27 protein-coding genes are annotated in these 26,205 nt (G+C 53.2%); 16 read left to right on the top strand and 11 right to left on the bottom strand.

The features are described 5' to 3' along the window. Positions 1–41: 41 nt before the first annotated feature. The 7 genes from ubiD (at position 42) to K1Y77_RS13885 (ending at position 5,682) form a co-directional block, all read left to right on the top strand. The gene (ubiD, locus tag K1Y77_RS13915; protein ID WP_030070386.1) at positions 42–1,535 is read left to right on the top strand and encodes a 4-hydroxy-3-polyprenylbenzoate decarboxylase; all 1,494 of its coding nucleotides are present in this window, start codon (positions 42–44) and stop codon (positions 1,533–1,535) included. Between the two features lie 42 nt (positions 1,536–1,577). Next, positions 1,578–2,360, top strand: coding sequence for an NAD(P)H-flavin reductase (locus tag K1Y77_RS13910; RefSeq protein WP_030070385.1), 783 nt, complete (start codon positions 1,578–1,580; stop codon positions 2,358–2,360). 66 nt (positions 2,361–2,426) lie between these two features. Further along, positions 2,427–2,555 carry a hypothetical protein gene (locus K1Y77_RS13905; protein WP_264017617.1) on the top strand — a complete coding sequence of 43 codons (129 nt, stop codon included), beginning with the start codon at positions 2,427–2,429 and terminating at the stop codon, positions 2,553–2,555. A gap of 362 nt (positions 2,556–2,917) precedes the next feature. Continuing rightward, the gene (locus K1Y77_RS13900) at positions 2,918–3,094 is read left to right on the top strand and encodes a hypothetical protein (RefSeq protein ID WP_198023695.1); all 177 of its coding nucleotides are present in this window, start codon (positions 2,918–2,920) and stop codon (positions 3,092–3,094) included. Between the two features lie 3 nt (positions 3,095–3,097). Beyond that, positions 3,098–4,177: a 3-deoxy-7-phosphoheptulonate synthase gene (locus K1Y77_RS13895; RefSeq protein WP_264017618.1), complete on the top strand. Its 1,080-nt coding sequence runs from the start codon at positions 3,098–3,100 to the stop codon at positions 4,175–4,177. 90 nt (positions 4,178–4,267) lie between these two features. Continuing rightward, positions 4,268–4,780 carry a DUF3087 domain-containing protein gene (locus K1Y77_RS13890; RefSeq protein WP_264429058.1) on the top strand — a complete coding sequence of 171 codons (513 nt, stop codon included), beginning with the start codon at positions 4,268–4,270 and terminating at the stop codon, positions 4,778–4,780. 161 nt (positions 4,781–4,941) lie between these two features. Next, positions 4,942–5,682 carry an MliC family protein gene (locus K1Y77_RS13885; protein WP_030070382.1) on the top strand — a complete coding sequence of 247 codons (741 nt, stop codon included), beginning with the start codon at positions 4,942–4,944 and terminating at the stop codon, positions 5,680–5,682. 30 nt (positions 5,683–5,712) lie between these two features. Here the strand turns inward: K1Y77_RS13885 and K1Y77_RS13880 are convergent, their stop codons facing one another. Continuing rightward, complete coding sequence (locus tag K1Y77_RS13880; protein WP_264429057.1) at positions 5,713–6,783, bottom strand: metal-dependent hydrolase; 1,071 nt, start codon at positions 6,781–6,783, stop codon at positions 5,713–5,715. Between the two features lie 77 nt (positions 6,784–6,860). Between K1Y77_RS13880 and K1Y77_RS13875 the strand changes: the two genes are divergently transcribed. The 7 genes from K1Y77_RS13875 to K1Y77_RS13845 all read left to right on the top strand — a co-directional run bounded on the left by K1Y77_RS13875 (position 6,861) and on the right by K1Y77_RS13845 (position 11,787). Then, the gene (locus K1Y77_RS13875; RefSeq protein ID WP_030070380.1) at positions 6,861–7,313 is read left to right on the top strand and encodes a DUF411 domain-containing protein; all 453 of its coding nucleotides are present in this window, start codon (positions 6,861–6,863) and stop codon (positions 7,311–7,313) included. 15 nt (positions 7,314–7,328) lie between these two features. After that, positions 7,329–7,769 carry a lactoylglutathione lyase gene (gloA, locus tag K1Y77_RS13870; RefSeq protein ID WP_264429056.1) on the top strand — a complete coding sequence of 147 codons (441 nt, stop codon included), beginning with the start codon at positions 7,329–7,331 and terminating at the stop codon, positions 7,767–7,769. A 44-nt stretch (positions 7,770–7,813) separates the two neighbouring features. Continuing rightward, positions 7,814–8,245, top strand: a complete 432-nt coding sequence (locus tag K1Y77_RS13865; protein ID WP_051690113.1) for an META domain-containing protein — start codon at positions 7,814–7,816, stop codon at positions 8,243–8,245. A 323-nt stretch (positions 8,246–8,568) separates the two neighbouring features. Next, complete coding sequence (locus K1Y77_RS13860; protein WP_198023694.1) at positions 8,569–9,165, top strand: universal stress protein; 597 nt, start codon at positions 8,569–8,571, stop codon at positions 9,163–9,165. A 92-nt stretch (positions 9,166–9,257) separates the two neighbouring features. Further along, entirely contained in the window at positions 9,258–10,775 is a 1,518-nt protein-coding gene (locus K1Y77_RS13855; RefSeq protein ID WP_264017620.1) for an alanine/glycine:cation symporter family protein, read from the top strand. Positions 10,776–10,825: 50 nt separating this feature from the next. Next, positions 10,826–11,155 (top strand): peptidoglycan-binding domain-containing protein, encoded by a 330-nt coding sequence (locus K1Y77_RS13850; RefSeq protein WP_264017621.1) that lies wholly within the window; start codon positions 10,826–10,828, stop codon positions 11,153–11,155. A 14-nt stretch (positions 11,156–11,169) separates the two neighbouring features. Next, positions 11,170–11,787 (top strand): LysE family transporter, encoded by a 618-nt coding sequence (locus K1Y77_RS13845; protein WP_264017622.1) that lies wholly within the window; start codon positions 11,170–11,172, stop codon positions 11,785–11,787. Between the two features lie 34 nt (positions 11,788–11,821). On the opposite strand, the gene K1Y77_RS13840 is transcribed toward K1Y77_RS13845, so the two are convergent. The 8 genes from K1Y77_RS13840 to K1Y77_RS13805 form a co-directional block, all read right to left on the bottom strand. Next, complete coding sequence (locus K1Y77_RS13840; protein ID WP_030070373.1) at positions 11,822–12,970, bottom strand: FAD-dependent oxidoreductase; 1,149 nt, start codon at positions 12,968–12,970, stop codon at positions 11,822–11,824. After that, positions 12,967–15,144, bottom strand: coding sequence for an FAD-dependent oxidoreductase (locus K1Y77_RS13835; protein WP_035536326.1), 2,178 nt, complete (start codon positions 15,142–15,144; stop codon positions 12,967–12,969). Before K1Y77_RS13835 ends, K1Y77_RS13840 begins: the two co-directional genes overlap by 4 nt. A gap of 76 nt (positions 15,145–15,220) precedes the next feature. After that, positions 15,221–15,853, bottom strand: a complete 633-nt coding sequence (locus K1Y77_RS13830; RefSeq protein WP_030070371.1) for a TIGR04282 family arsenosugar biosynthesis glycosyltransferase — start codon at positions 15,851–15,853, stop codon at positions 15,221–15,223. Further along, positions 15,843–16,589, bottom strand: coding sequence for a TIGR04283 family arsenosugar biosynthesis glycosyltransferase (locus tag K1Y77_RS13825; protein WP_264429054.1), 747 nt, complete (start codon positions 16,587–16,589; stop codon positions 15,843–15,845). Before K1Y77_RS13825 ends, K1Y77_RS13830 begins: the two co-directional genes overlap by 11 nt. Continuing rightward, complete coding sequence (locus K1Y77_RS13820) at positions 16,537–17,175, bottom strand: ATP-binding cassette domain-containing protein (protein ID WP_264429052.1); 639 nt, start codon at positions 17,173–17,175, stop codon at positions 16,537–16,539. Before K1Y77_RS13820 ends, K1Y77_RS13825 begins: the two co-directional genes overlap by 53 nt. A 23-nt stretch (positions 17,176–17,198) precedes the next feature. Continuing rightward, on the bottom strand, positions 17,199–18,872 hold the full coding sequence (locus K1Y77_RS13815; protein WP_264431491.1) for an ABC transporter permease: 1,674 nt from the start codon (positions 18,870–18,872) through the stop codon (positions 17,199–17,201). Positions 18,873–18,907: 35 nt separating this feature from the next. Beyond that, the gene (locus tag K1Y77_RS13810; RefSeq protein WP_264431489.1) at positions 18,908–20,137 is read right to left on the bottom strand and encodes an ABC transporter substrate-binding protein; all 1,230 of its coding nucleotides are present in this window, start codon (positions 20,135–20,137) and stop codon (positions 18,908–18,910) included. 24 nt (positions 20,138–20,161) lie between these two features. Next, complete coding sequence (locus K1Y77_RS13805) at positions 20,162–21,196, bottom strand: phosphotransferase family protein (protein ID WP_264429050.1); 1,035 nt, start codon at positions 21,194–21,196, stop codon at positions 20,162–20,164. Positions 21,197–21,845: 649 nt separating this feature from the next. Between K1Y77_RS13805 and K1Y77_RS13800 the strand changes: the two genes are divergently transcribed. Then, positions 21,846–23,126 (top strand): malic enzyme-like NAD(P)-binding protein, encoded by a 1,281-nt coding sequence (locus K1Y77_RS13800; protein WP_030070364.1) that lies wholly within the window; start codon positions 21,846–21,848, stop codon positions 23,124–23,126. Between the two features lie 78 nt (positions 23,127–23,204). Here the strand turns inward: K1Y77_RS13800 and K1Y77_RS13795 are convergent, their stop codons facing one another. After that, positions 23,205–24,026, bottom strand: coding sequence for an acyl-CoA thioesterase (locus K1Y77_RS13795; protein ID WP_030070363.1), 822 nt, complete (start codon positions 24,024–24,026; stop codon positions 23,205–23,207). A gap of 111 nt (positions 24,027–24,137) precedes the next feature. Here K1Y77_RS13795 and tadA point away from each other — a divergent pair, with 111 nt between their 5' ends. Further along, positions 24,138–24,608, top strand: coding sequence for a tRNA adenosine(34) deaminase TadA (gene tadA / locus K1Y77_RS13790; protein WP_264431488.1), 471 nt, complete (start codon positions 24,138–24,140; stop codon positions 24,606–24,608). A gap of 49 nt (positions 24,609–24,657) precedes the next feature. On the opposite strand, the gene mltF is transcribed toward tadA, so the two are convergent. Further along, on the bottom strand, positions 24,658–26,121 hold the full coding sequence (mltF, locus tag K1Y77_RS13785; protein WP_030070361.1) for a membrane-bound lytic murein transglycosylase MltF: 1,464 nt from the start codon (positions 26,119–26,121) through the stop codon (positions 24,658–24,660). Positions 26,122–26,205: the final 84 nt, after the last annotated feature.

Here is a 26,205-nt window from a genome sequence, read left to right as displayed (position 1 = left end):
GTAATGGCTGACAGCCGGGTAAGTGCCTTGAGGAGAGTGCCTTGAAGTACCACGACTTGCGCGATTTTATTGCAGCGCTTGAAGCGCAGGGTGAACTGAAGCGGATTAAAGCAGAAGTCGACCCCTATCTCGAAATTACTGAAATTTGTGACCGTACACTGCGCGCTGGTGGCCCTGCACTATTGTTTGAGAATGTGAAGGGCCATGATATGCCGCTATTGGGCAACCTGTTTGGTACGCCTAGGCGGGTAGCGCTCGGTATGGGTCAAGATTCAGTAGAAGCACTGCGCGAGGTAGGTAAACTACTGGCGTTCCTAAAGGAACCTGATCCGCCGAAAGGGCTTAAAGACGCCTGGGACAAGCTGCCGATTTTTAAGCAGGTGCTCAGCATGGGGCCCAAAAATGTCAAGCGAGCCCCCGTGCAAGAAGTGGTGTATGAAGGTGATGAGGTTGACTTAGGCCGTTTGCCGATCCAGCACTGCTGGCCAGGTGATGCCGCGCCGCTGGTAACTTGGCCGCTGGTAATTACCAAAGGCCCGCATAAAAAGCGCCAAAATCTTGGCATTTATCGTCAGCAGAAAATCGGTAAAAACCGTCTGATCATGCGTTGGCTCTCCCATCGCGGTGGTGCGCTGGATTTTCTTGAGTTTCAAAAAGCGCATCCCGGTGAGCCATTCCCTGTGGCAGTGGCGTTGGGGGCTGATCCTGCAACAATTTTAGGTGCCGTGACGCCGGTTCCTGATTCGCTGTCTGAATACGCTTTTGCTGGGTTGCTTAGAGGCTCGCGCACCGAGCTGGTCAAGTGCGGTCATGCAGAGTTGGATGTGCCTGCGTCGGCTGAAATCATTCTTGAAGGGTTTCTCTACCCCGACGATATGGCACCAGAAGGACCGTTTGGCGATCACACCGGTTATTACAATGAAGTTGATCACTTCCCTGTGTTCACCGTGACGCGGATGACCATGCGGCGGGACGCGATTTATCACTCCACCTACACCGGCCGCCCACCCGATGAGCCAGCCATTTTAGGGGTTGCGCTTAACGAGGTGTTTGTTCCCATTCTGTGTAAGCAGTTCCCCGAAATTGTCGATTTCTACCTACCACCGGAAGGGTGCTCCTATCGAATGGCTGTTGTGACCATGAAGAAGCAGTACCCGGGTCACGCCAAGCGCGTCATGATGGGGGTGTGGAGTTTTCTGCGTCAGTTCATGTACACCAAATTTGTCATTGTATTAGATGACGATATCGATGCGCGTAACTGGGAAGATGTGATGTGGGCCATTACCACGCGCATGGACCCGGCGCGGGATACGGTGATGGTGGAAAACACGCCTATTGACTACCTCGATTTTGCGTCGCCGGTGTCTGGGTTAGGTTCCAAGATGGGGCTCGATGCTACCAATAAATGGCCAGGCGAAACGGATCGTGAGTGGGGAACGCCCATTGTGATGGATGATTCGATAAAAACCCGCGTTGATGAGCGCTGGGACGAGCTGGGCATTGATATCCCATTACCCACTCCTCGCCACGGCTAACCCAGTGGCGCAGGTCGGGCGACTTTCTATATAGAGGCTTTCATGAGCGCAAGCACGTTAACTTGCAGAACGTTAATCTGCCAGGTAACCGCCGTTGAGGATTTAAATCCCGATGTCTTTGGGGTGACCCTGGAAGGGCGGCCCGAGGCCATGCAGCATGCGCCTGGGCAGTATTTAGAGCTCAAACTAGACGATAACACTTGGGTACCGTTTTCTATTGCCAGCGCGGAACGCGGTGACGGTATTATCGAATTACATATTCAGCACTGGCCTGAGCGAGATAACTCTGCTCGCCTGCGAGAGTTATTGCAGGTAGCTAATCAGTTGACTGTTCGCCTACCCAGCGGTGAATGTGTATTAGACACGCAAAGCGAGCGTCCTCTGTTGCTAATTGCTGCAGGTACAGGCTTTGCACAAATGAAGGCGATTGTTGAGGCGGTACTAAGACAGCAGCCTGAACGGCCCATTTCACTATGGTGGGCCAATCGCGAACATCGTGATCTTTATGCGGAAGATCTGGCCTGCGAATGGGCACAGCAGTATGCCAATATTTCTTTCCAAGCGGTGACAGAGTTTCCACTGACTGAGCCGCTAGCAGAAGGCGAGCGTATCACGCATCATCAAGGGCGCATTGACTTGGTGTTAGAGAGTGATCTTGAGAACATGCTTGAGAGTGGAATGGCTGGGTCGCCCAGCGGCTGTGATATCTACTTGTCGGGTTCGCCGGGTATGGTGTACGCCTGTGTTAATATCTTAGAACGGAAAGGTATTGACAGTGAGCGAATGTTCTCAGATGTGTTTGCTTACGCGCCTCGTCCTCACTAAAATAGCTGGCCAATAACTGGTGTTCGGCATATGCCGGTAACCGATACTGATAAAAAGGAGGCTTTCATGGCCCACCATGACGACAACTTTAAAGACGAATCAGGTTTGCTTGCTATTGTGCTCGGTGTTGTTGTGCTGGTGAGTATGAGCGCACTGCCCGCTACTATTGGTTGGATACAAGCGTTTGGCGGTTGATGGTTGCCATTTTGCCTCTATGCAGGCAGGATTAACCCATTAGAAGCACTGTTCTCGACAATTAATGTGAATCAGGACGTAGCCATGCACACAGCACAATGCATTCAACACACACAAGCAAAGCCAGCATCGGCGGCTGGTGTGTGGGCGTGTGTTGCTGCGTTCTTTTATGCTGTCTATTGGTTTAGCTACGGTGTGCCCCTGGCCGACCAGTAGCGTCGCGTCATCAGGCACACCGACTAGGTTGCCTGCCGCATGCAAAGAAGCCTCGGTTGGTAGCCCAACCGAGGCTTCTTTTGTTTTAACTGTTTATTTAGGTTAATTGCTCAGATTTCACAGGACTTTCATCAAGGAGCTGCATCATGATGTACCGCGCAAACTCTCTCGCTAATCTGCTCGCCAACGTTGCTAACTATATCGGTTATGGCTATGGCTGGCGATTTAGCGACGCGCGGTCGGTGCAAGCTGCCACCTCCGACCGTGCAAGCCAGGGTGGCATGTTGTTGTTATCACGATGTCATACGCTTCCGGAGAGTTAAGTTATGAATGCCCATGTCAGCCCTGCTTGTACAACCTTGTCAAATCTAGCGTCATTAACGAATGGCCCCACGAACTCATCGCAGCCGTTGCCTTTGCCAGCAGAGCTACGCCGCAGTGTAGGTATCGATAGCCAATTGAATGCGCAAATTGCCCATCAGCGCCAAGCGGTTCAGCGCATTTTGAATGGTCAAGATAACCGCTTATTAGTGGTAGTTGGCCCTTGTTCTATCCATGACCCGCATGCCGCGCTAGAGTACGCCGATCGGCTGGCTGCGCTTAGTGAAGAAGTGAGCGAGCAACTGCTACCGGTAATGCGTGTTTACGTTGAAAAACCACGAACTACAGTGGGTTGGAAAGGTTTGGCCTATGACCCTGATTTAGACGGCAGTGGCGATATGCCAAAGGGTATATCGCTCTCTCGTGAGTTGATGCATGCCGTAGCCTCACGGGGCTTGCCGGTGGCTACTGAGCTTTTACAGCCCATGTTGGCACCTTACTTAGATGATCTGTTGAGCTGGGTCGCTATTGGCGCACGTACCACGGAATCACAGCTGCATCGCGAGCTGGCCAGCGATCTCACGGCAGCAGTGGGGTTTAAAAATGCCACTAGTGGCGACGTCCAGGTTGCTATTGATGCTATGCAGGCAGCGGCGCATTCCCACCAGCGTTTCGCAATGAATAGTGAAGGGCGGCCGGTCATGCAGGAAACCGCTGGTAACCCCAATACGCATGTGGTGTTACGAGGTGGTCATGGCGAACCAAACTACCAAGCGCATCATGTGCGAGCAGCGGTGAATACCTTACGAGACGCCGGACAGAATCCTCGCTTAATGGTGGACTGCAGTCATGCCAATGCGCGAAAAGATCACCGACGCCAAAGTGAGGTTATGCTCGACGTGCTGGCGCAGCGTAAAGCGGGCGATGCTAATTTGGTCGCATTAATGCTCGAAAGCCATTTATATGAAGGTAAGCAAGCGCTGTCGCCCAACGCGATGCGTTACGGCGTGTCGGTGACCGATGCCTGTGTGAGTTGGGAAACGACCGAACGGTTGCTTAAAACTGCTGCCGAGCGAATGAGTTAATACTGGTTATCTACGGCGAGCTTGATAATCACTTGTTTGCCCTGGTCAGCCCCGTATCATAAGGGACTACTTTTGATGATGAGGTTGGCCATGGTTTTCACTCTTGAGCAGCATGACCCTAGCAGTTATCAGCGCAAGGCGCGAATGATCAGCATTGCCATGGCAGGGCAGTTGATAGTCTTTGGGCTACTGTTCTCAATGCTTTTAACATCTGCTTTTGGCAGTAGTCTATGGCTTAATGCGCTGGGTGTGTTTCTAGGTCTATTAGCCACTAGCGCGATGTTTGCAGTTCTCAAGGATCGGCCTTGGATGACTGAAATGCGCTATGTTTGGCAGCTCAAGCATCACCTTTCCCATATTAGTGGTTACCTACAGCCACTGCGCCGGGGAGTGGAAGAAGATAATCGCGTAGCGCTGGATATTGTGACGTTTTACCATCAGGGGATGACGCAGCTCGCTGAACTCAACGGTCGTACTACCGATGATGATTCAGAACGTCTCGCTGAAAAAATGCAGATAAGGCTAAAACGCGAAGAATTAGGGCTGCCAGCCCAGGTTGACAGTTTTGATCAACAGGACTTAAAAGCATTTAAGCGTCGCTAAACGAATTGAATTTGTTTATTCAGAAGAAATGCGCTGAACGCTAAGTAGGCGTCCATTGACGATGTTTATGATGATGAAAAACATCACAAAGATAGCGGCATGAATAGTAATAGTGGTAACAACAGTGGTAACAACAGTGATAACAACAGGGAGCAGGATGCATGACTTACTTACCTAATCGGTTAACTGGTTTAATTGCGCTGACTGCCTCGGTTGTGCTGGCAGGCTGTGCAAATACTGGGGCAACACCTGCTGATTCTACTGCTGAAGTGTCTAAAACAACGGTACATAGCAGTGCACCATTACTGCCTGCTGTCCTGTTTCCTGGTAGCGCGTCGTACTTTGACGCCTGGGAGTGTCAGCCCGCCAACCAAAACTTGGTCACCGCGGTGAACGACGATAATTTGCGGCTTTGGTCACTGCATGGTGCCTGGCGTTTACCAGAAGCGGTCGTGGCAAGCGGTGCGCGCTATCAGGATGGAGAGGTCAGCTTCTGGAACCGTGGTGATCAGGCGCAGGTGGAAACACCGCGTGGTCAGCTTCAATGTCGACAGGGGCAGCGCCGAGCAGCAGCCACACGGGCGGATCACCCCGGCGTGATGTTCTTGGGGCGTGGTAATGAGCCAGGTTGGTCGATTGAGCTTGCCCATGATGCGCCGATCATGACCTGGACAACAGCCTACGGTAGCGAGACGCAAACGATGCCCTATATGGTGAGTGTCATGGATAACGAAGCGGGTAGGGTGGTGATTGAGAATGCCAACGCTGATCAGTTTTTCCGTGTACGTATTGAATCAGGCGCCTGTTTTGATGATATGAAAGGCCAGCCATATCCCGCCCGAGTCACATTGACCATCGGCGGGGAGCAGTACAAAGGCTGCGGCCAGGGTATTGCCCCTTAATTGGTGCGAACTTTTAAATTCACTGGTGTGTTAGCAGCGGTAAAGGAAAGGCTCGAAACGCCAGTGGGGTTCGATAAAGTCGCTAGCGCATAGTGCGGTGACATTGCCCGTAGCTCTCACAGCAAGTCTGGAGAGTGTCGCAAAACGAAGGCCGCGTGATGTGTCTACTTCTTCGCTAATCTCTACTGGTTGCCAAAGGTCACCATCCCGGGTTGCCAGGGTAAAACTGAATGGATGAAACCCGGGAAAGCCAAGTCGAATATCCGTGGCGATCAACGTTTCCTGGCCATCAACCCACTGTGTGTCATAACGCAGAAATGGACCTGTAAACCATACTAGCCGTTGTCCTAGCGGCTCTGCCAGGGCACTTTCCTCCAGTGCAACGTTGCGTTTGATAGGCTCAAATATTGGCTCTCGCTGGCCATCAAACACGCTGATCAAACTCTCAAAATAGCGATCTCCGTCAATAACAGTGGCGCGCCACAATGCAATATTAAACGGTGTTGGTTGAATCAATATAGGGGCTGCTTGCAAACCAGCGTCCGCTAATGCTGGTGCTAAGCGCTGCTCAATGCTCCATTTTGTGCCTGCTGCCAGTAGCAAATATAGGCTGGATATTGCTAATCCGATCGTACAAGCCTTACGTACTTTTTTTGTGGCAATGGCGATAATCAGTGCTAACAATAGTGGCAGGGTATAAAAAGGATCGATAATAAACACGATAGGCCACGCTGCAGGTGGCATATCGAGCGGCCAGAACAACTGTGTGCCGTAGGTGGTCAGTGAATCCAGTAGCGGGTGGGTGATCAAAATGAGCGCAAAAAAGCACCACCATCTTCCCAAGGATATATCCCGAGCAGGCGCAAAACGATGACACAGCAGTGCCAAGACGGTAGCTAAGCCGGTTAGCACAAACAGCGAGTGGCTAAAACCGCGATGCTCTGTCACATTGGCCACAGCATCGCCATAGTCGAGCACAACGTCTAGGTCCGGCAGTGTGCCAAGCAGCGCGCCAATAAACACGGCTTTGCGGCCCAGTCGTTTACCTAGCACCGCACCCCCAATGGCAGCCCCAAGAGTAGCTTGTGTAATTGAATCCACGAATGTCTCCTTGGGGGGTTCCCCGACGACTAAACAATAAATATATTATTATACAGATCTGTGAGGAGGATGTTTAAATGTCAAAAAATCGTCTAACTAAGCGTCTGGTAGCCAGTTTTTTTGCTGCGTATTCACTCAACGCATTAGCAGCGCCCACTGTTGATGTGCACAGCGACCCTAACTGTGGTTGTTGCAGCGACTGGGTGAGTCATCTCGAAGAGGCTGGGTTTGAAGTGAATCATCAGCGAGATGGCGATCTAAGATCTATTAAAATGGCTAATGGCGTTCCACCAGAACTAGCTTCTTGCCACACAGCCTTGATTGATGGCTATGTCATTGAAGGCCATGTGCCCGCATCCGATATCAAGCGACTGCTGGAAGAGCAACCAGAGGTGGTTGGGCTAACGGTGCCAGGCATGCCGCATGGTTCTCCAGGCATGGAGACAGGCCGAGTGGATGATTATGCTGTGCTCAGTTGGAGCCGAAGTAACAGCACGCCCGAAATTTTTAGCGACTACACCCAGAAATAATGAAGGGAGAGTGACATGCAGTTTTTGCATACTATGGTGCGGGTGAGCGACCTAGACGTGTCGCTAAATTTTTACTGCGATCTCTTAGGCTTAAAAGAAGTACGCCGTAAAGAAAACGAAAAAGGCCGTTTCACCTTGGTCTTTCTCGCTGCCCCAGAAGATGAAGCGCGCTCTGAACGCTTAACCGCACCAGAGCTTGAACTGACCTATAATTGGGATCCGGAAGAGTATAGCGGTGGGCGCAATTTCGGCCACCTAGCTTACCGAGTTGACGATCTCTATGCGTTATGCAAAAAGCTTCAAGATAATGGGGTCACTATTAACCGTCCGCCGCGGGATGGTCATATGGCATTTGTGAGGTCGCCCGACGGTATTTCTGTTGAGCTGCTGCAAAAAGGCGATGCGTTGCCGCCTCAGGAACCATGGGTGACAATGGAAAATAGCGGAAGCTGGTAATTTTCAATAAGGAGCATAAGACAGTGACGGTCAAATTTGGAGCAATGCTAGCCGGTGTCGCTACCGCGCTACTGATCAGTGCGTGTAGCAGTTCACCAGAGCAAGAGAGTACAACAGCGCCGGAAAGCATGTCGCTATCAGGCGCGATAGTCGATCAGCGTTGGAATTTACTGCTAATAGGTACCGATGAGCGGGTATCGTTACCCGATACGCCATTCTTTAAAATTGAACGCGACGGCAGCGTGAGCGGTTCGGATGGTTGTAACCGATTTACCGGCAGTGTGGAGTTGGGTGAAAACCAACGTATCGAGTTTAGCCAGCTCGCCTCGACACGCATGGCTTGCCCCAATATGGAAGATGCCAAGCGGGTAACCGACATGCTCGATACGGCCTACCGCTACCTGATTGACCACGACAGGCTGGTATTTTTTGGACCAGATAGCCGTGTATTAGGCGGCTGGCGCGAAGCCAACTAAGCTTGAGATCAGTATTTGATCTCAATTAGCTAGCGTTCAAAAGGCGGATTGAAGCGGGCGATAAAGCGCGCATCAATCCGCCTTTTCCATTCTCATGCCCAGCGGCTGGAAAAGTCGAAGGCGCATCTTCTGGAAATTATATGACTGTTTCCGAACTGCGATAGTGCACTCTGGAACGTAAAAAATATCGCTCTTCGTTGCTAACTAAACCTTAAGAATTAAGGAAGTTGCAGTTTCTTTTGTCATTACCGTTCAACCATTTGGGTTGAAACAATAACATTAGTAAATTTCGAGTCAATTCGTAATGCTAAAGTATTATTGACTTGAAAAAACTGCTTTACAGTAATTCTAGGCAGAATTATTGTGGTTTAAAGGCCAGCGATAAAAATCAACTATGGTCTTTTACGGGAGGATGCCAGACTGTCTTTATTGGCTGCTGGTTTTATGTCAGGTATTCCTTTATTAAAAAAAGAATATTAGGAAAGAAAATGGTAAAGACTTTTATTGTCGGCTTCGATGGCACAGATGCATGTCAGCGTGCTGTAGACTTTGCAGTAGCCTGTGCTAAACATCAATCTGCTGAAGTGCATCTTGTGCATGTTTTGGAGTGGTCTCCTTATAAATTTATGTCTAGCGAAGAAATGCGCGAACGCCACGAACGTAAGCAACAAGAAGTGGCTAGTGCAGAAAAGTTTATCAAGCCAATTGTCGAAAAGATGCGTAAAGATGGTGTTAAGATTACCAGTGAAGTTCAGCATGGTAATCCTACCGAAATTATATGTAGAATTTCAAAGAATAAACCAGATTCGCAGATTTTTGTTGGTCGTAAGGGAGCTTCTAAGCTAACTAAGTTATTGGTGGGAAGTGTTGGTATGTCGTTGATTCAGAGTTCACCGGTACCAGTTACTATTGTACCCTAAGTTGCTTTTTACTTAAAAAAGTAATGCTCTCTATGTCGAATGTATTTCAATTGTTAATTCCCTGATCCGTGCAAGCTGCTGGAGATTCTTAGATGCATAGTCTACTAACCCGCATAATTGCGATTGCAGTACTTTTTGGTTTTTCCTCTCAAGCTTTTGCTCAAAGTGGTGGTTTGGATGAAGCAATTAGTCGTGTTTTCGAACCTATTGCTACCCCTATTGTAAATGTTATTTTTTATTCGGTACCTATCGGCGGTGTGCAATTTCCGCTTATCGTAGGGTGGCTAGTTATTTGTGGTCTTGTTGCAACTTTATTTTTTAAATTCGTTCAGTTTAGGGGGTTTAAACACGCCATTGACTTGGTACGCGGCTGTTACTCTAAACCAGGAGATGCAGGAGAGGTATCCCACTTTCAGGCGCTGACTACGGCGTTGTCTGGTACGGTTGGGCTAGGAAATATTGCGGGTGTTGCTGTTGCTGTTTCTATTGGTGGAGCGGGTGCAACTTTCTGGATGATTCTCGCGGGCCTGCTGGGAATGGCATCTAAATTTACCGAATGCATACTTGGCCAGAAATACCGAAACGAACTACCTGATGGCAGAGTTTCTGGCGGTCCAATGTATTATTTAGAGCGTGGCCTGCGAGAAGAACGTAATCTAGGGGGTTTGGGAAAGTTCTTTGCGACTGTTTTCGCTATTTGTTGTATTGGTGGTGCGCTAGGTGGCGGCAATATGTTTCAGGCCAACCAAGCTTATTCTCAAATTGTTAATGTTACCGGTGGTGCTGAGAGCTTCTGGGTTGGTAAAGGCTGGTTGTTTGGTTTAATTATGGCAGTCGTTGTTGGAAGTGTCATTATTGGCGGTATCAAATCTATTGGCCGTGTTACCGAAAAGCTGATTCCTACTATGGCTGGCCTCTATTTTATTGCTGGTCTTGTTATTATCGCTGTCAATATTGATATGGTTGGATGGGCTTTTGGTGAAATTTTCCGCGGAGCTTTCACGGGTGAAGGTGTCGTTGGTGGTGTTCTGGGCGCTTTAATACAAGGTTTCAGAAGGGCTGCTTTTTCAAACGAAGCAGGTATAGGTTCAGCAGCGATTGCTCACTCCGCAGCTCGTACTAGTGAGCCAGTGTCTGAAGGCTTTGTTGCCCTACTTGAGCCATTTATCGATACCGTTGTGATCTGCACAATGACCGCGCTTGTGATTATTATTTCTGGTGCGTTGTTAACTGACTTAACGGGAGTTGAATTGACCTCAGCAGCTTATGCGACTGTCCTGCCATGGTTCCCGATAGTTCTAGCGATTGCGGTCGTTTTGTTTGCACTTTCAACCATGTTTGCATGGTCTTACTATGGTCTAAAAAGCTGGACTTATTTGGTTGGCGAAGGTAAGGCTAAAGAGAATGCCTACAATTTCGTTTTCTGCTTATTTATCATTATTGGTGCCAGCATGAGTTTGGGGCCTGTGATCGACTTCTCGGATTCTATGCTGTTCGCGATGGCTATTCCAAATATCATTGGTATTTATCTATTAATGCCTGTTGTTAAGCGTGAGGTGAATAAGTATTGGGCTAAAATAGAAAGTGGTGAAATCGAAAAAGTAAAATAAAGATAAAAGGCGCAAGGAGGCGCCTTTTGTTATTTAGGAAAAATAGCATTATGCGTCACTTGTTATTGTTTTTATTTGCTTTCTTACCCTTGATGATGGGCTGCGACAATATGCGTCCAACCCCTATAACCTCCGAACTATTACATTTAAGTGTTGCTGAGCTAGTTGGGAAAATAGACAGTGCTTTAAGTCGGCTTGAGTACAGTAATGGTAAGGTGGGGGTTAACCTGGGGCGCGTAGGCATGCGTATGGAATTGCGTACGTTACAGTCTTGTTTAGAGCAATTAGACTATTTTGACGGACCGCGTTTGGGTATTCTTGATGATAAGACGGTTGCTGCTATTGAGCGCTATCTAGCTAATCGGGACAGCCTGTTGTAGGAGCTTGTTTTGCTATGAGTTTAAGCCTTTGGCTTGCTTTTGTGGTTGCTGCTGGGGTTATTGCAATTACCCCAGGCCCTGGGTCTATTCTTGTGTTATCAACTGGCCTACGCTATCGTTACTCTTTTGTTTTTAGAGCACTTTTGGGCTTAGAACTTGCCTTGTTGGTTCACCTTGGTATTGTCGCACTCGGGCTGGGCGCTTTACTGACGGCTTCGAGTACCGCCTTTCTTGTGATGAAGATCATCGGCGCAGTTTACCTAGTCTGGCTGGGCATTCAAAAATGGCGAGCTAGCGTTGAGCCGATTGATACAAGCCAGTTCCACATTGCCGCCAACAGACAGCTGTTTCGCCAAGGCTTGCTCGTCAACCTAACTAATCCCAAGGCCGTCATCTTTATTGCTGCTTTAGTGCCACAGTTCATCAACGCCAATGCCCCTCAACTACCACAGTATCTGATCATTGGCGCAACCATGGTAGGGGTGGATGTTTTCATAATGACGGCCTATGCCTTGCTGGCTGGTCGGTTTCGTAACTGGTTTCAAGATACTCGGATGTTGCGCTTACAGAACCGTGTTTTTGGCGGAATATTCGTATCTGCCGGAACATTGCTGGCTGTGTCATCTCGCTAAACGCTTGAGCCTGAGCATCGTGAAAAAATGGGCTTCAAGAGTGTTTATCGAGCTTGATAGCGCCGGGCGGATTGAAGCGGGTTATAAAGCGCGCATCAATTCGCTTTTTCCACTCCCATACCCATTTCCCCGCGAAGCCGATCTGGCCGCGGCTGGCAATTGCGCGGCTGTCGCCCGTGCCAATCAGCGCCAGCACCCGTTTGGGTGGCTGCCAGTTAGCCAAGGGTTGTCCGTGGCAGGCGGCGCGCAGATTCCCTGCTAATACTGGCCCCTGGCGTACGGCGTATACCCCGGCTTTGGGTAGCGGCGGGTTAAACTGAGCGCAGTCGCCTGCGGCAAAAAGCTGAGGTATGCCGGTAACCGCTAATGTTCGCCCGGTAGGAATAAAGCGTTTTTCGTTTAAAGGGAGCGTGGTTTTGGATAGCCACGGATGCCCGACCGCACCGGTGGCCCAGAGCACGATATCTGCTGGTAAAGTCTGGCCCTGGTCATCCTGCACGCCTCCATCAACCAGTTCGGTACCACGCCCACGATGCACCTGAATACCGGCTCGCTTAAGAGCGCGGAAGGTTAACTGACGGGGCAGCCAGCCAGCGTCGCCGAGCAGGTTGGGTGATGCACTAAGAAGATGCCCCTGCCAATCAATATCTGCGCGATGGTGGCGAAGCTGGGCCAGCACGCTCATCAGGGTTTCGCAGCTGGCTGCGCCGCCGCCAACGCTGACGATCTGCTGGGTCGAACCACCAGGCAACGTCTGGATACGTTCCTGCAGTGCTTGCCAGCGGTGATGCAGTGAGCTTAACGGGCGCATGGCCAGCAGGTAGGGCAAGCTGTCGCCGTGGGTCGCGGGGAGTTCCAGCGTCGAGCCGACGTTTATCGAGGCAACGTCAAAGGTGAGTATCTGGCCGTTGGCCAGGCTGACCTGACGTGCCTTGTGATCCAGGGCGACCACCGGGGATTCAATCAGCGTTGCGCCTGCTCGCTGGCAGAGCGCTGCGACATCAAGCTGGGTATCGCGTAGTGAGCAATCTCCCGCCAGCCAAGCAGGCACGCTGCCGGAGTAGGCGGCCAGGGAGCTATCGCTGACCACGGTGATCGTCACCTCAGGGTCAGGTGTCTCTGCAAAGGCTTCCAGCACAAAGGCATGGGCATGGCCTGCGCCGATCAGTAATAGCTGGGTCATGCTTGATCTCCTTGCTCTCGCTCTTTCTGGGTATTCTGATGACCCCGCCGCCAGCGGAAGTAGCGTTCCAGTAGTGTGAGAACACGTTCAGGCTTGTGGGCGTTTTTCCAAACCCCGGCGCTGGCCTTGGCCGCTTCCCCGAGAGTCGGGTAGGGGTGAATGGTGCCAAGCAGCTTGTTCATACCCAGACCGTGTTTCATGGCAATCGTAAATTCACCCAGCCACTCACCGGCGTGTTCGGCAACGATGGTAGCGCCGAGAATCTTGTCGCGGCCAGGAACGGTCAGCACCTTAATAAAGCCCTGGGTGGCCCCTTCGGCAATGGCGCGGTCGCTTTCGGCCATGGCGTAGCGGGTCACCTCAAAGGCGATGCCCTGAGCTTGGGCGTCTTTTTCGTTCAGCCCGACCCGTGCTACTTCCGGTTGGAGATAAGTGACCGCAGGCATAAAGCGATAATCCACAGCAAAGCTCTTCAGTTCGCCAAACAGAGCGTTCACGGCAGCATGCCACGCCTGGTGGGCGGCCGCATGAGTAAGCTGATAGGGGCCTGCTAGGTCGCCGCAAGCCCAAATGTTGGGTAAACGAGTTTGCAGACGTTCGTTGAGTTCTAATGTTCCTGTGTTAGTGGTGGTGATACCTAGCGCTTCCAGGCCTAAACCTTCAACATTGGCTTGGCGGCCAACGCTAACTAGCAAATAATCGAATTCAATGGTGGTGCGCTCGCCGTTATGCTCTACCACCAGCTGATGCCCCGGGCCATCTTGGCTTATTTCCAAGGCATTGGCGGCGGTCATTACATTGACGCCTTCTTGGGTTAGCGTGCGTTCAACGTGTTCGCCTACATCTTGATCCTCTCGACCTAGCAGCTGTGTCATACCTTCCACTAAGGTGACATGACTGCCTAGGCGAGCAAAGCTCTGGCTAAGCTCGCAGCCAATGGCCCCACCACCCAGTACGACCAAGCGTTTAGGCAGCTCAGTGAGTGACCAAAGATTTTCCGAAGTGAGCACTGGCGCATGCTCGATACCAGGCAGCGATGGCACGCGAGGGCGTGCGCCGGTAGCCAGCACAATATGTCGGGCGGTAAGGGTTTTATCACCGACCTTAATTTCCCAAGGAGACGTTAGGGTAGCGTGGTCCTGATACACCTCAACGCCCAGTTTGGTGTAACGCTCGACGCTATCGTGGGGTTCAATATCAGTAATGGCTTGGTGTATATGTCCCATCACCTTGGTGAAGTCGATCTCTGGCTCGCCAGCGTTGACCCCAAAGCGAGAGGCCGTGCGTACTTCATGAGCGGCATGGGCGGCACGGATCAGTGCTTTTGAGGGCACACAGCCAGTGTTCAGGCAGTCGCCGCCCATTTTGTGCTTTTCTACCAGTGCCACTTTGGCTTTTACCGCGCTGCCGATGTAGCTAGTGACGAGGCCCGCCGAGCCGCCGCCGATGACCACAATGTCATAATCAAAGCGGGACGGGCGCTTAAAACCACGATAGGCATTGCGCTTTTGCACCAGTAGCGCAATACGGCGAGCTATCCAAGGAAATACTGCCAGCAGCGCAAATGAAGCCAAAAGCCCAGGAGAAATAATACCTCCCAGGCTTTCAAGTTCACCTAATTGGCCGCCAGCGTTCACGTAAACCACGGTGCCGGGCAGCATGCCAAGCTGGCTCACCCAGTAGAAGGTGACGGTTTTAAGCCGCGTTAGCCCCATCACTAAATTAATCATAAAGAAGGGGAATATTGGCACTAGGCGAAGGGTGAAGAGATAGAAAGCACCATCTTTATCAACGCCACGATTCACCGTCTCGAACTGTCTGGGAAAGCGCTTTTCAATTGGCTGGCGAAATAGAAACCGCGAGAGTAAAAAGGCCAGTGTGGCACCGATGGTGCTGGCAAAAGAGATAATCAATAGCCCCCAGCCAAGGCCAAATAGCGCGCCACCCAACAGGGTTAGCAGGGTTGCACCAGGTAGCGATAGTGTTGTCATGACGACATACACTGCAAAGAATATGCCCGCAACCTGCCAAGGTGATTGCTGAAATGCTGTCTGGAAATCGCTGCGATAGGCTTGCAGAGTTTCCAAGGTAAAAAACGTGTGAGCACCGCTCACGTAAAAGCCGAACACGGCCAGTAGCAGCAGGGCGATAATCATCAGGCGCTGACGGTTCATGGCAGGCTCCGTTGGGGCAAGGTGGTGTTAGAAACAGAACATTCGTTCAGTAACAGTGACGTAAAGAGCGGAATCCTTACATGCTGTTTGCGTGCTTCAGCGCTTGTTGCCAGCGTTGCCAATCTTCCGGTCGGTCAATATCCCACATGGTATCGGGAAAAGCGGCGTCCAGGCCCAGCGCGGCAAGCCGCTGACGAGTGACCTTGAGCACTTGCTCGGTTCCCCATGGAATATCCTCAAACAAGCTAGGGCAGTCGTTATGAGTGCCGATCAGTCCGTAACCGCCGTCTTCGGCGGGTAGAATCACAACCGGTACGTTTTCAAGTGCTGAACTGCACCGCCTAAGCATGGCAACGGTGATGCTTGGGCAATCAGTGCCCATCACCATTGACGCACCTTGTGTACTATTAAGTGCGTGACGAACGCGCATTCCCACATCACCTTGCTGTTGAGCGGCAAGTGCTATCCCGTAGTGTGTCTGCAGTTCCATGAATAGCGGATGCTGATGCTCTAAGGAAGTCCATAGTGTGACGTGCTGCGATCCCAGTGCTTGGCAGGCGGTGGCAACGCAGTGGCGAACCATGGTGGCATGGGCTTGCGCCGCACCTTCTGGCCCCAGGTAAGGAATTAAGCGCGTTTTCGCCTGTCCAGGCAGTGGCGCTTTGGCCAGCAGATGTAAATGGGGCTGCACGGATGGCTTAACGGGCATTACGATACTCCTTGGCCAGTTGGCTGGCGCTGACGCCACGCCAGTAGCGGTAACGTAGCCGCCACATCAGGCAAATAGTTTTCCAGGCGCCGAACTTATCCCAGCGCCTGCCTGAGCTTATCACTTTGGTGCGTAGGCAGTTGGGGGAGGCAAGTGCCTTTAGCCGTTTGCTTAACTCGATATCTTCCATCAGCGGCTGATCGGGAAAGCCGCCAACGGTGTTGAATGTTGTGCGGCGGATAAACAGGCATTGATCGCCGGTGGCAATGTCTGTCAGCCGCGAGCGCAGGTTCATCATCCGGCTGACCAGGGGTAACCAGCGGCTCTGGCCTTCCAGATGAATATCAAAACGCCCCCAGCAGTGGGTGTTAAGCGCCTGGGTGATCAGTTCAACAGCCCCTGCGGGAAGCTGGGTATCGGCATGTAAAAACACCAGCGCCGCTGCGCGGGCGTGTTCGGCCCCCAGATTCATCTGTCGGGCTCGGCCGGGGTCGCTGATCAACAGCGCATCTGCCAGCGGGGTGGCCAGCGCCACGCTGTTATCACTGCTGCCACCATCGACCACAATGATCTCTGTGCCAGCTTCGCGTAGCACTTGCAGCGGCGCCAGGGCGGTCTGAATGTCAGCTGCTTCATTGAGCATGGGGATGATAATGCTGAGTGTCGGCGTGTCAGCGTCTGGGTTAGCCAAGGGCAATGATCGGCCCTCCGGCAGCGGCGGCATCGGCTTCGTCATGGGTGACCAGCAGGGTAGGCAAGCCCGCCTTGCGCAGCTGGCCAAATACCAGGGCGCGCATTTCCTGGCGCAGCGCGGTGTCCAGTTTGGAAAACGGCTCATCCAGCAGCACGGCGCGGGGTTGTGATAGCAACAAGCGCATCAGCGCTACTCGGGCCTGTTGGCCACCGGAAAGGGTCGCCGGGTCGCGGTTTTCAAAGCCTGCCAGCCCGACCTGCTCCAGCGCTTGGGCGATCTGTTGTTGCTTATTGTGAGTGCGCTTGGGGAGGCCAAAGCGCAAATTACCCGCCACGCTTAAATGCGGAAACAGCAGCGGGTCCTGAAACAGCAGGCCAATGCCGCGCTGCTCGGCGGGCAAGGTCAACAGATTCTGCTCACCCAGCCGCACCTGGCCCTGGGCGTCAAAGGCGCTATCCAGAAAGCCTGCCACAAAGGCTAGCAGGGTGGACTTGCCCGAGCCGGAAGGCCCCATCACCGTCAGCACCTCGCCGGGTGCAATCCGGGTGTTGACCTGCAGCAATGCTTGCCCCGCCAGGTGGATGCAGACCTCTTCCAGAGTCAGTGATTCAGTCGCAGCGTTGTTCACAGAAATCCTTGATAAGCATACGGTTAACGGGCTGATCCTCGCTGGGGAGCACCTAGCCAGCGGGGTAGCGTCAGGGCGATGATAAAGCCGATCAGCGGCAGGCCTGCCTGTACCAGCGCCCAGACGCCGATCAGCCGACGGTTGCCGCCAGAGGCCAAAGCGACGGCTTCGGTGGTTACCGTTGTGACCCTTCCTGCGCCAAGAAGTTGAGTCGGCAGATACTGGCCGATGCTCACCGCCAGGCCGACCGCCACTGCCGTCAGCAGTGGCGCCAGCAGCAGCGGCAGGCGAACCTTCCAGAATGCCCGGTTGCGGGAGACGCCTAGCGACTGAGCTATCTGCAACCAGCGTGGGTCCAAGCGCCGGTAAGACTCGCCCAGCGAGAGATAGACATAGGGCAGTACAAAGAGTGCATGGCCGGCGATGACCAACGACAGCTGAGGGCGAACGCCGATCTGTTCCGCGGCCACCACCAGGCCGAACAGAAAGGCGATCTGCGGTACCAACAGGGGTAAATATAACAGCCACAGTGCCCGGCGTGGATGAAGGTGCTGGCGCTGTTCGTTTTCCAGCGCGGCAACTACCAGCAGGGTGGCCAGGCCGGTGGCGACCAGTGCAATCACCCCAGTGGTGACCAGGGGCGCTGCCAGCATGGCGGCGCTGCGCTGCCAGTGATCGAGGACCAGGGATTGGGGCAAAAACTCCGGGAAGCGCCAGAAACCGGCTACTGAAAACAGCGCCAGGCCCACCAAAGCCGCAAGGGCGCTCAGGCTGGTCAAGGCTAGGCTGCCACGGCCTGCCACTGTTAGCGTTGCCGCGCCACGGCGGCGGCTGCCGTTGGTTAGCCAGTGGCGGCTGCATCGGCAGATCAGCTGTTCCAGTAGCCACCAGCCGATAAGGGCGGCCAGGGTGACGCCAAGCTGGAGTACTGCGGCCGCTGACGCCATAAAGCGCCGAGTGATATCTGGGTCGTTGAACCAGCCCAGAATCGAGACACTCAGGGTCGAGGGCAGCCGTGGGCCGAGTATCAGCGCCATATCCACTACCGAGGTGGCATAAGCTATCACGGCATACACCGGCAGGCGAATCAGCGGGTAGAGCGAAGGCAGGATCACTTTCAGCCAGGCAATGGTCGGGGCATAACCCAGTGAACGCGCCAGCTGCAGGCGCTTGTCAGCCTGCAGCTGTGGCAGTGCCGCTAGGCTCATCAGCAGCAGAAAGGGCGCTTCCTTGAGCACCAGGCCAAAGGTTAATGCCAGCCCCCAGGGGTCATTGACAATCAGCGCATCTGGCGGGCTTTGCCAACCGGACGGCCAGGGGGAAATCAACCGGGCCATCAGCCCGGAAGGAGCGATCAGAAAGGCAAAACCAAAGGCCACGGCAGCATGGGGAATCGCCAGCAGGGGTGAGACCAGGCGACGTAGGCTGCGATCCAACCAGGTGCCTTGGCTGGCGGCCAGAAACAGCACCACGATCAAAAGGGCCAGCGCCGTGCTAGCTAGGCCGCTGGTAAAGCTGAAAGCCACCGAGCGCCATAGCCCCGGCTGGCTGAACAGGGCCTGCCAGGGCGCCAGGCTCAACTGCTCGCCACCCAGCACCGGCAGATAGCCAAAAGCAGGCAGCAATACCATGCCCAGCCCCGCGGTGACCGGGATCACCAGCAGGGCAATCATCAGTATCGGCACATACCGCAGCATCAATCAGTTAACACCATCATCAGTTGACACCCCTATCAGTTGACAACATAACGCTCAAGCCAGGCGTCCTGCAGCGCGGTCATCCAGCTGGGGTGAGGTTCGGCCAGGGTGTTGGAAAGTGCATCCACCGGCAGCGCTGAGGGGTGCTGCTCGCCTTGCTCGAACAGGGCCTGGTCGCTGTCGTCGAGCTGGCTGATGGCCAGCACGCTGCGGTCGCCCCACATGTCCAGCGACTGCTTTCTTGCCTGGGCCTCGGGCGACAGCAGGAAGTTGGCCAGCGCCATGGCGCCTGCCTTGTGGGGTGAATTGTAGGGAATGGCTACAAAGTGAACGTTGCCCAGGGTGCCATCTTCCAGCACATAGCTGCGCACGCTTTCAGGCAGTTCATACTCCATGACGGCCACAGCCGCATCGGTGGGGTAGAAGGAAAACGCCAGGCTGAGTTCGCCATCACTCATCAGGGTGCGCAAGTTGGGGCCGGAATCGGGAAAGCTGCGACCGCTGCGCCACAGGTGGGGATGAAGCTCATCCAGATAGGCCCATAGCGGCGCGGTGATTTCTGCAAAGTCGCTATCTTCCACCGGCTGGTAAAGCGCATCGTCCTGGTCGCTGAGTTCGATCAGCGCCTGTTTCAGGAAGGTGCTGCCGGTAAAGTCGGGAATCCGCGGGTAGCTGAACTGGCCAGGGTTTTGCTTAGCCCATTCCAGCAGGGCGTCAATGCTCTGGGGCGGTGCGTCCACCTGGGCGCTGTCATAATAGAAGGTGATCTGCGCCTTGCCCCAGGGGGATTCGTAGCCGTCAGTGGGCAGGGTGAAGTCAGTGACCACTTCCGGGTTGTTGTCCGGGTCGGTCAGGGCAAAGTGGGGCAGTGTATCGGCGAAGGGCCCGAACAGCAGATCCTGTTCGCGCATGGCGGCGAAGTTTTCGCCGTTGATCCAGATCAGATCGATACTGCCCTCGTCATCATTACCGGCCTGTTTTTCTCCCAGCACCCGTGCCACCGCACTGCTGGTGTCGTCCAGTTTGACGTGCTCTACCTCGACCCCGAAGTCTGCCTGCATCTGTTCGGCGACCCAGGCAATATAGCGGTTGGTGCGCGCATCGCCGCCCCAGGCGTTCCAGTAGACGGTCTGGCCATTGGCCTCTTCCAGCACCTTCTGCCAGTTATCCGGGGCAGGTGCGGCCACAGCAGGGAGTGCGCCGGGCAGTGAAAGAGCCAGCATGGCCGTGGCGATAACCGCCGAGAGTAGGGGTCTTGATTTCATCATGAGCCTCGTAAAAATCAGGTGCTAGAGCGTCGTTTGCAGGTGCAGCAGTTCGTTGTGAACGTGTTCGATGGCCGCTGGCGATAGATAGTGTTCGACCCGGTCGCGCACATGGGCAATCACGCTGGCATCGGTCAGCTCTGCCGACCAGTCCTGGCCGCGGTGCTCAGCATCTTTGCTGTGTAAATGCTGGGCGCGCCACTTGGCACACCAGGTCAGCGACCATAACCAGGTGGCCCGGCGGCAGGCGATCAGGGTTTGTGCGCTGGGCGATTGGCCCATGTGCGCCTGCCAGCGGCGATAAAACTCAATCACCTGGTCGTGGGTGAGCACAGCCTGGCTGTTCACATCCCAGGTGGTTGAGGTGTAAAGCGAGGTGTGAGCTAGATCAATCCCCGGCAGGCCATAACGGCCCTTTTCCAGATCAACCAGCACGGCCCGGCCATCCTGAGTGATCAGGAAGTTGCCGGGGTGGGTATCAAAACTGATCAGGCAGCGCTTTGAATCCGGCAGGGTAACCGGCAGGGCATCGAGTTCGTCACGTACTCGCGCGATGGTGTCCGGGTTCAGGTCGGCCTTGTCCAGCCATTCGGCCTGGCGGCTGACCTCCTCGCGCATCGCCTGCCAGGGGTCGTTGGGGGCCAGCAGCGGCGCTGTCTGCGCGGGCAACGGCAGTTTGTGAAGACTGGCCAGCGCTTCCGCGATGCGAGGGAGATCTTCCGGCAGTTGCGCCAACCGGCCTTCGATGGCGTCGACCACCAGGCCGCCACGGGGCAGCGTCTCGCTTACCGGCAGAATGCCGTGCAGGTGCGGTACATGGTCACCGGCGCTGGCGCGCTTATAGCAGGCGGCTTCATAGGCCAGGTTATCGGCAGGGCCCAGATCCATCTGGCTCTGTTTGGGAAGCCGAGCAACCCAGTCATTGCCGGTGCGGTGAATCCAGATATGGTCGTGGGCCAAGCCGGTGTCCGCCATCAGCGAGAGTGTTTGGTAGGTAATACCCGCCTGTTGCAGGGCATTTTTCAGTGCTTGTAAACGTGCCTCAGTTGGTGTCGGCATAGCCTCATCCGCGTCGATATATGTTTAGCAATGCCAGTGAGTGGCTGTTCTTGTACCAACCTTACACGGTTATCAAGAAAAAGTGATTAAGACGCGGCAGAAGAGCGCAGAGTCGTTTAATGCACGAAAATTCACAGCGCTAAATAATGGTAACGCTTTTGTTTAGCTGTATAGACGTGGGCTATACGAAAAATGGCACCTTGAGGTGTAATGCTTGTCAGTTAAGCTTGCCATAAGTGGGTTTAGAAGGGGGCCGTGTTGGATACCGGCCTGGTCTCCATAAGCATTCGGTTCACATATACATTCAATGCGTATTGTGCGATTTATTGGCAGCAAATTTTACTAGGTGCTTTAACACCTATTTTTCCACAAGCGTTTCTGCACAACCTACCCTGTTGAAAAGTTGGTTTTTTTGCAGATTTTAGTGGAATTTATTTCCATAAAATAATGCGTTGCATCAATAAGCAAACCTTTATGGCTGGTGTGTTTATGCATAAGTTGCAGCAAATAACGCTGAAAAGTTACGAACATGAAGGAAACAGAGTTAAAACGACTGTTTTTCTGCAAAGTTTACTACGTGCTTGAGACGCATAGGTTTTTTCTATATTCTGGAGTGACTTTTCTACTTTAGGCTGATTGGACCTTGACCATGATAGATGCAAATAAGCAAGCGGCTTTGGATTATCACGCTAAACCGATTCCCGGTAAGCTATCTGTGGAGTTAACCAAACCCACGGCTACCGCGCGTGATCTGGCGCTGGCGTATAGCCCTGGCGTTGCTGAGCCGGTTCGCGAAATCGCTCGTGAAGCGGAAAATGCCTATCGCTACACTGGTAAAGGCAATCTGGTTGCTGTTATTTCCGACGGGACCGCCATTTTGGGTCTGGGCAACCTTGGCCCGCTGGCCAGTAAGCCGGTAATGGAAGGTAAGGGCGTACTGTTCAAGTGCTTTGCAGGCATTAACTCTGTTGATATCGAAGTGGATGCTGAAAGTCCGCAGGCGTTTATCGATACAGTTGCGCGTATTGCGGACACTTGGGGTGGTATTAACCTGGAAGATATCAAAGCGCCTGAGTGTTTTGAAATTGAGAAAGCCTTGATTGATCGCTGCAGTATTCCGGTATTCCACGATGATCAGCACGGCACCGCCATTGTAACCGCAGCCGGCATGCTGAATGCGCTGGATATCGCGGGTAAACGTATTGAAGATGTAAAAATTGTCTGTATGGGTGCGGGCGCTGCGGCAATTGCCTGTATGCGTTTGTTAGTCTCTTGTGGCGCTAACAAAGAAAACCTAGTGATGCTGGATCGCCGTGGAGTCATTCACACTGACCGTGACGGTATTAATGAGTACAAGGCGGAGTTCGCCCGTGCTACCGACATGCGCACGCTAGACGATGCCATCGATGGCGCTGATGTATTTATTGGCCTTTCCGGCCCTGGGCTTCTTTCTGCCGAACAAGTGAAAAAAATGGCCGCAGATCCGGTTATTTTCGCCTGTACAAACCCCGACCCGGAGATTCATCCCGCTGTGGCTCGTGAAGCACGTCCTGATGTGATTATGGCGACAGGCCGTTCGGATTATCCGAACCAAGTAAACAACGTGTTGGGTTTCCCGTTTATTTTCCGGGGAGCCTTGGATGTTCGGGCGACACGTATTAATGAAGCCATGAAGTTGGCAGCGGTCCACGCCCTGAAGGATCTAGCCCGTGAACCCGTTCCTCAGGAAGTGTTAGACGCCTACGAGCGCACTGAAATGAGCTTTGGGCGTGAGTATATTATCCCGACGCCCGTCGATATTCGCTTGCTAGACCGAGTTTCCTCTGCAGTGGCTCAAGCAGCGGTAGATTCTGGCGTGGCACGTAAGCCTTATCCTGCCCACTATCCGCTGAAAACCATCAATGACGTTTACGGTAAATCAGTAGGTTAATTATCTGCTGATGTGTCACCCGCGCCCGCTAATTGCGGGCGTTGGTGTTTTTAGCGTGTATGTAATTGGTGTGTGTAATTAATGAGAAGGGTAGCGTACCAATCCCTCTTGAGCGCTAGAGGCCACTAAACGCCCATCACGGCGGTAAATATGGCCACGGGCTAACCCGCGGGCGCTGCCTGCCCAGGGAGAGTCAATCACATACAGTAACCAGTCATCCAAACGGGTATCTTCGTGTAGCCAAAGAGAATGGTCTAAGCTGGCAATGCGCAGTTTAGGGTCGGTGTATTTGACCCCGTGGGGAATCAACCCAGTGGTTAGCAGGTTGAAGTCTGAAGCATAGGAGAGCAAGTGGCGATGCAGTGCTGGATCATCAGGCAGCGTGCCGCCTGCTAAGCGAAACCATAGGCACTGGCCTGCAGGTGACGCATTATCTGGATTGCCCTTCAAGTGCAGAAATTCGATAGGGTGTCCTGGAAAGCGCGCGTGTTTAACGTCGCCACTTTCAATTAATGCTTCCGGCGTAGGCACGGTGGGCATTGCGCGCTGGTGGCTCATGCCCGTTTCATCGCTTTGAAATGAGGCGCTACAGAAAAAGATTGGTCGTCCTTTTTGAATGGCGGTGACGCGGCGAGTCGTAAAACTGCCGCCGTCGCGAATGGTATCTACTTGGTAGACTACCGGGCGATGAGGGTCGCCGGGACGCAGAAAATAGCCATGCTGGGAGTGTGGTCGGCGTTCATCGGGCACTGTGCGGGCGGCGGCTGCCAGTGCTTGGCCCAATACCTGACCGCCGTATAGCTGAGGAAAGCCTAAGTCCTGGCTTTGGCCGCGAAATAGTGTCTCTTCAAGCATTTCTAGTTCTAGTAAACTTACCAGTGACTTCAGCGCATCGTTCATTCTCGGTATCCTTGGTGCTGTCTGTTTTGCCGCTGATGATGGCGAAGATATTTATGCGGCTATCACACAATTAAAACGATCGTTTTTTCTACCTTAGCGGAGTTTGCTTTGATACGCAGCGATGAATTTTATATGCACCGTGCGCTCGATCAGGCACATCTTGCTTTTGTCGAAGGAGAAGTGCCGGTGGGTGCTGTCGTCGTTGATGCCCAGGGAACCATTATAGGCGCAGGGCGAAACTCACCGGTAGCGAGCTGCGACCCCAGTGGTCATGCAGAAATTCGCGCGTTGCGAGAGGCCGGGCAGGAGCTAGGTAACTATCGCTTAGAAGGCTGTACGCTGTTTGTGACGCTTGAGCCCTGCATGATGTGTGCAGGGGCCATGGTTCATGCTCGGTTAGCGCGCTTGGTCTATGGTGCAGCAGAGCCGCGCACAGGGATGGTTGAATCAAAAGCCAATCTGCTTGCTCAGCCGTGGTTCAATCACCAAGTGGCAGTGACCAGAGGCGTGCTGGCAGCGCCAGCTAAAAAGCTGCTAAAGCAATTTTTTGCTACAAAACGTGAATCCATTACGCAGCGTTAAGGTGCCGCTATCCTCTGTGGATAAAAGCGCTAGGATTCGTCATCGTGACCTATTCCACTGGCGGAATAATATCAAAGAGTAACAGCGGCTCGTCGCTAACTAATGTCTGTTCCAACTGGAAAAATTGCTGACGACTGCGCTCAACGTACTCAATCATCTCGTAGTAACGACGAATATTGCGCACATAGATGACAGGCTCGCCGCCGCGCGCATAGCCATAGCGAGTTTGGCTGTGCCACTCCCGTTGCTGAAGTAAGGGTAGCGCTGCGCGTACATCCTGCCAGCTATTTGGGTCACCGCCGCGCATTTCAGCTATCTTACGGGCATCGTATAAGTGCCCAAGTCCCACGTTGTAGGCTGCCATCGCCATGTAGAGCCGATCATTGCCGACAATGCTTTCTGGTAGGCGATCTTTAATACTGCGTAAATAGCGTGCGCCACCGTCGATGCTTTGAGCCGCATCTGTACGATCGGCAATGCCCATCTCTTTGGCGGTTGGGTTAGTCAACATCATCAGGCCGCGTACGCCGGTAGGAGAGACGGCGTCGGGGTCCCAGTGAGACTCTTGATAGCCTACGGCCGCCAACAGCTTCCAGTCAAAGCCAGTGCTTCGAGCAGCTTCTTTGAAGAGCTCGGTATAGGTGGGCAGTCGTTCATCAAGATGGGCTAAAAACGTGCGTGTTCCGACGTACTCTAGATAGTCATCATGGCCAAAATAACGGCTGACTAACTGTTCCAACGTACCATTTTCTTGCAGCTCTTGAAGAAACTGGTTGGCTGCGTCCAATAACCCCAGCCCGCGCCCACTGGGAACCGCCCAGGTTAATGACAGTGGCTCACCTAAGAAGAAGCCGCGTTCGACGTTAGGAAAAAAAAGCCGGTTGAGACGAAACTGGTGATCAAAAATAACGGCCGCATCCAGCGTGCCGTTTTCCACCCGCGCCAGCAGCTCTGCCACTTCAAGTTCATGGGACTCTTTCCAGCTTAAGCTTGGGTAATCGCGTTGCAAAGCAAGAAGCGCTTGGCTAGTGCCTGCTTCACTCAGCGTGCCCAGTTCCAAGCCAACTAGATTTTCCGGTCCGTTGATACCGTTCAAGCCGCGACGATAGACCACCAGCGGCTGCATTTGAATAATCGAACGAGTGTAATGAATACCAGGCGAGTCGGGTAGCAGTGGCAATGCTGCAGCGCCCAGGTCACCTTGTTTTCGCACCGCAGGAAGCACGCTTTCAGGGTGATGGCTGGCATTAAGGTTTAGGCTAACGCCTAGGTAGTCAGCAAACCGATGCATTAATTCATATTCAAAGCCTGTGGGGCCTTGGCGGCCTTCGTAATAGGTGGTGGGCGTATTACGGGTATGAATAGTAATAAAATCTTTTGCAGTGATCTGAGCTAAATGTTCACCGGGCAGCTGCGAAGAGACGCGCGGAACTAACACTAGGAAAAGCGTGGCAGTCACTGCGAAATAAGCGTGTAAACGCTTCATAAAATGTCGGCAAATCAACGTCAGCATGGCGTCTTGTCGGCATGAAACAGGCTGCCACGATACCCAGCCTGAGTGACGCTGTCACCTTGTTGATTTCGTGTGGCCGCCGCT

Origin of the sequence: Halomonas qaidamensis, assembly GCF_025917315.1 — a bacterium.
Lineage (GTDB): Bacteria > Pseudomonadota > Gammaproteobacteria > Pseudomonadales > Halomonadaceae > Vreelandella > Vreelandella qaidamensis.
Note: the sequence above shows the minus strand (reverse complement) of the source record. Positions and strands in the feature narration are given on the sequence as shown.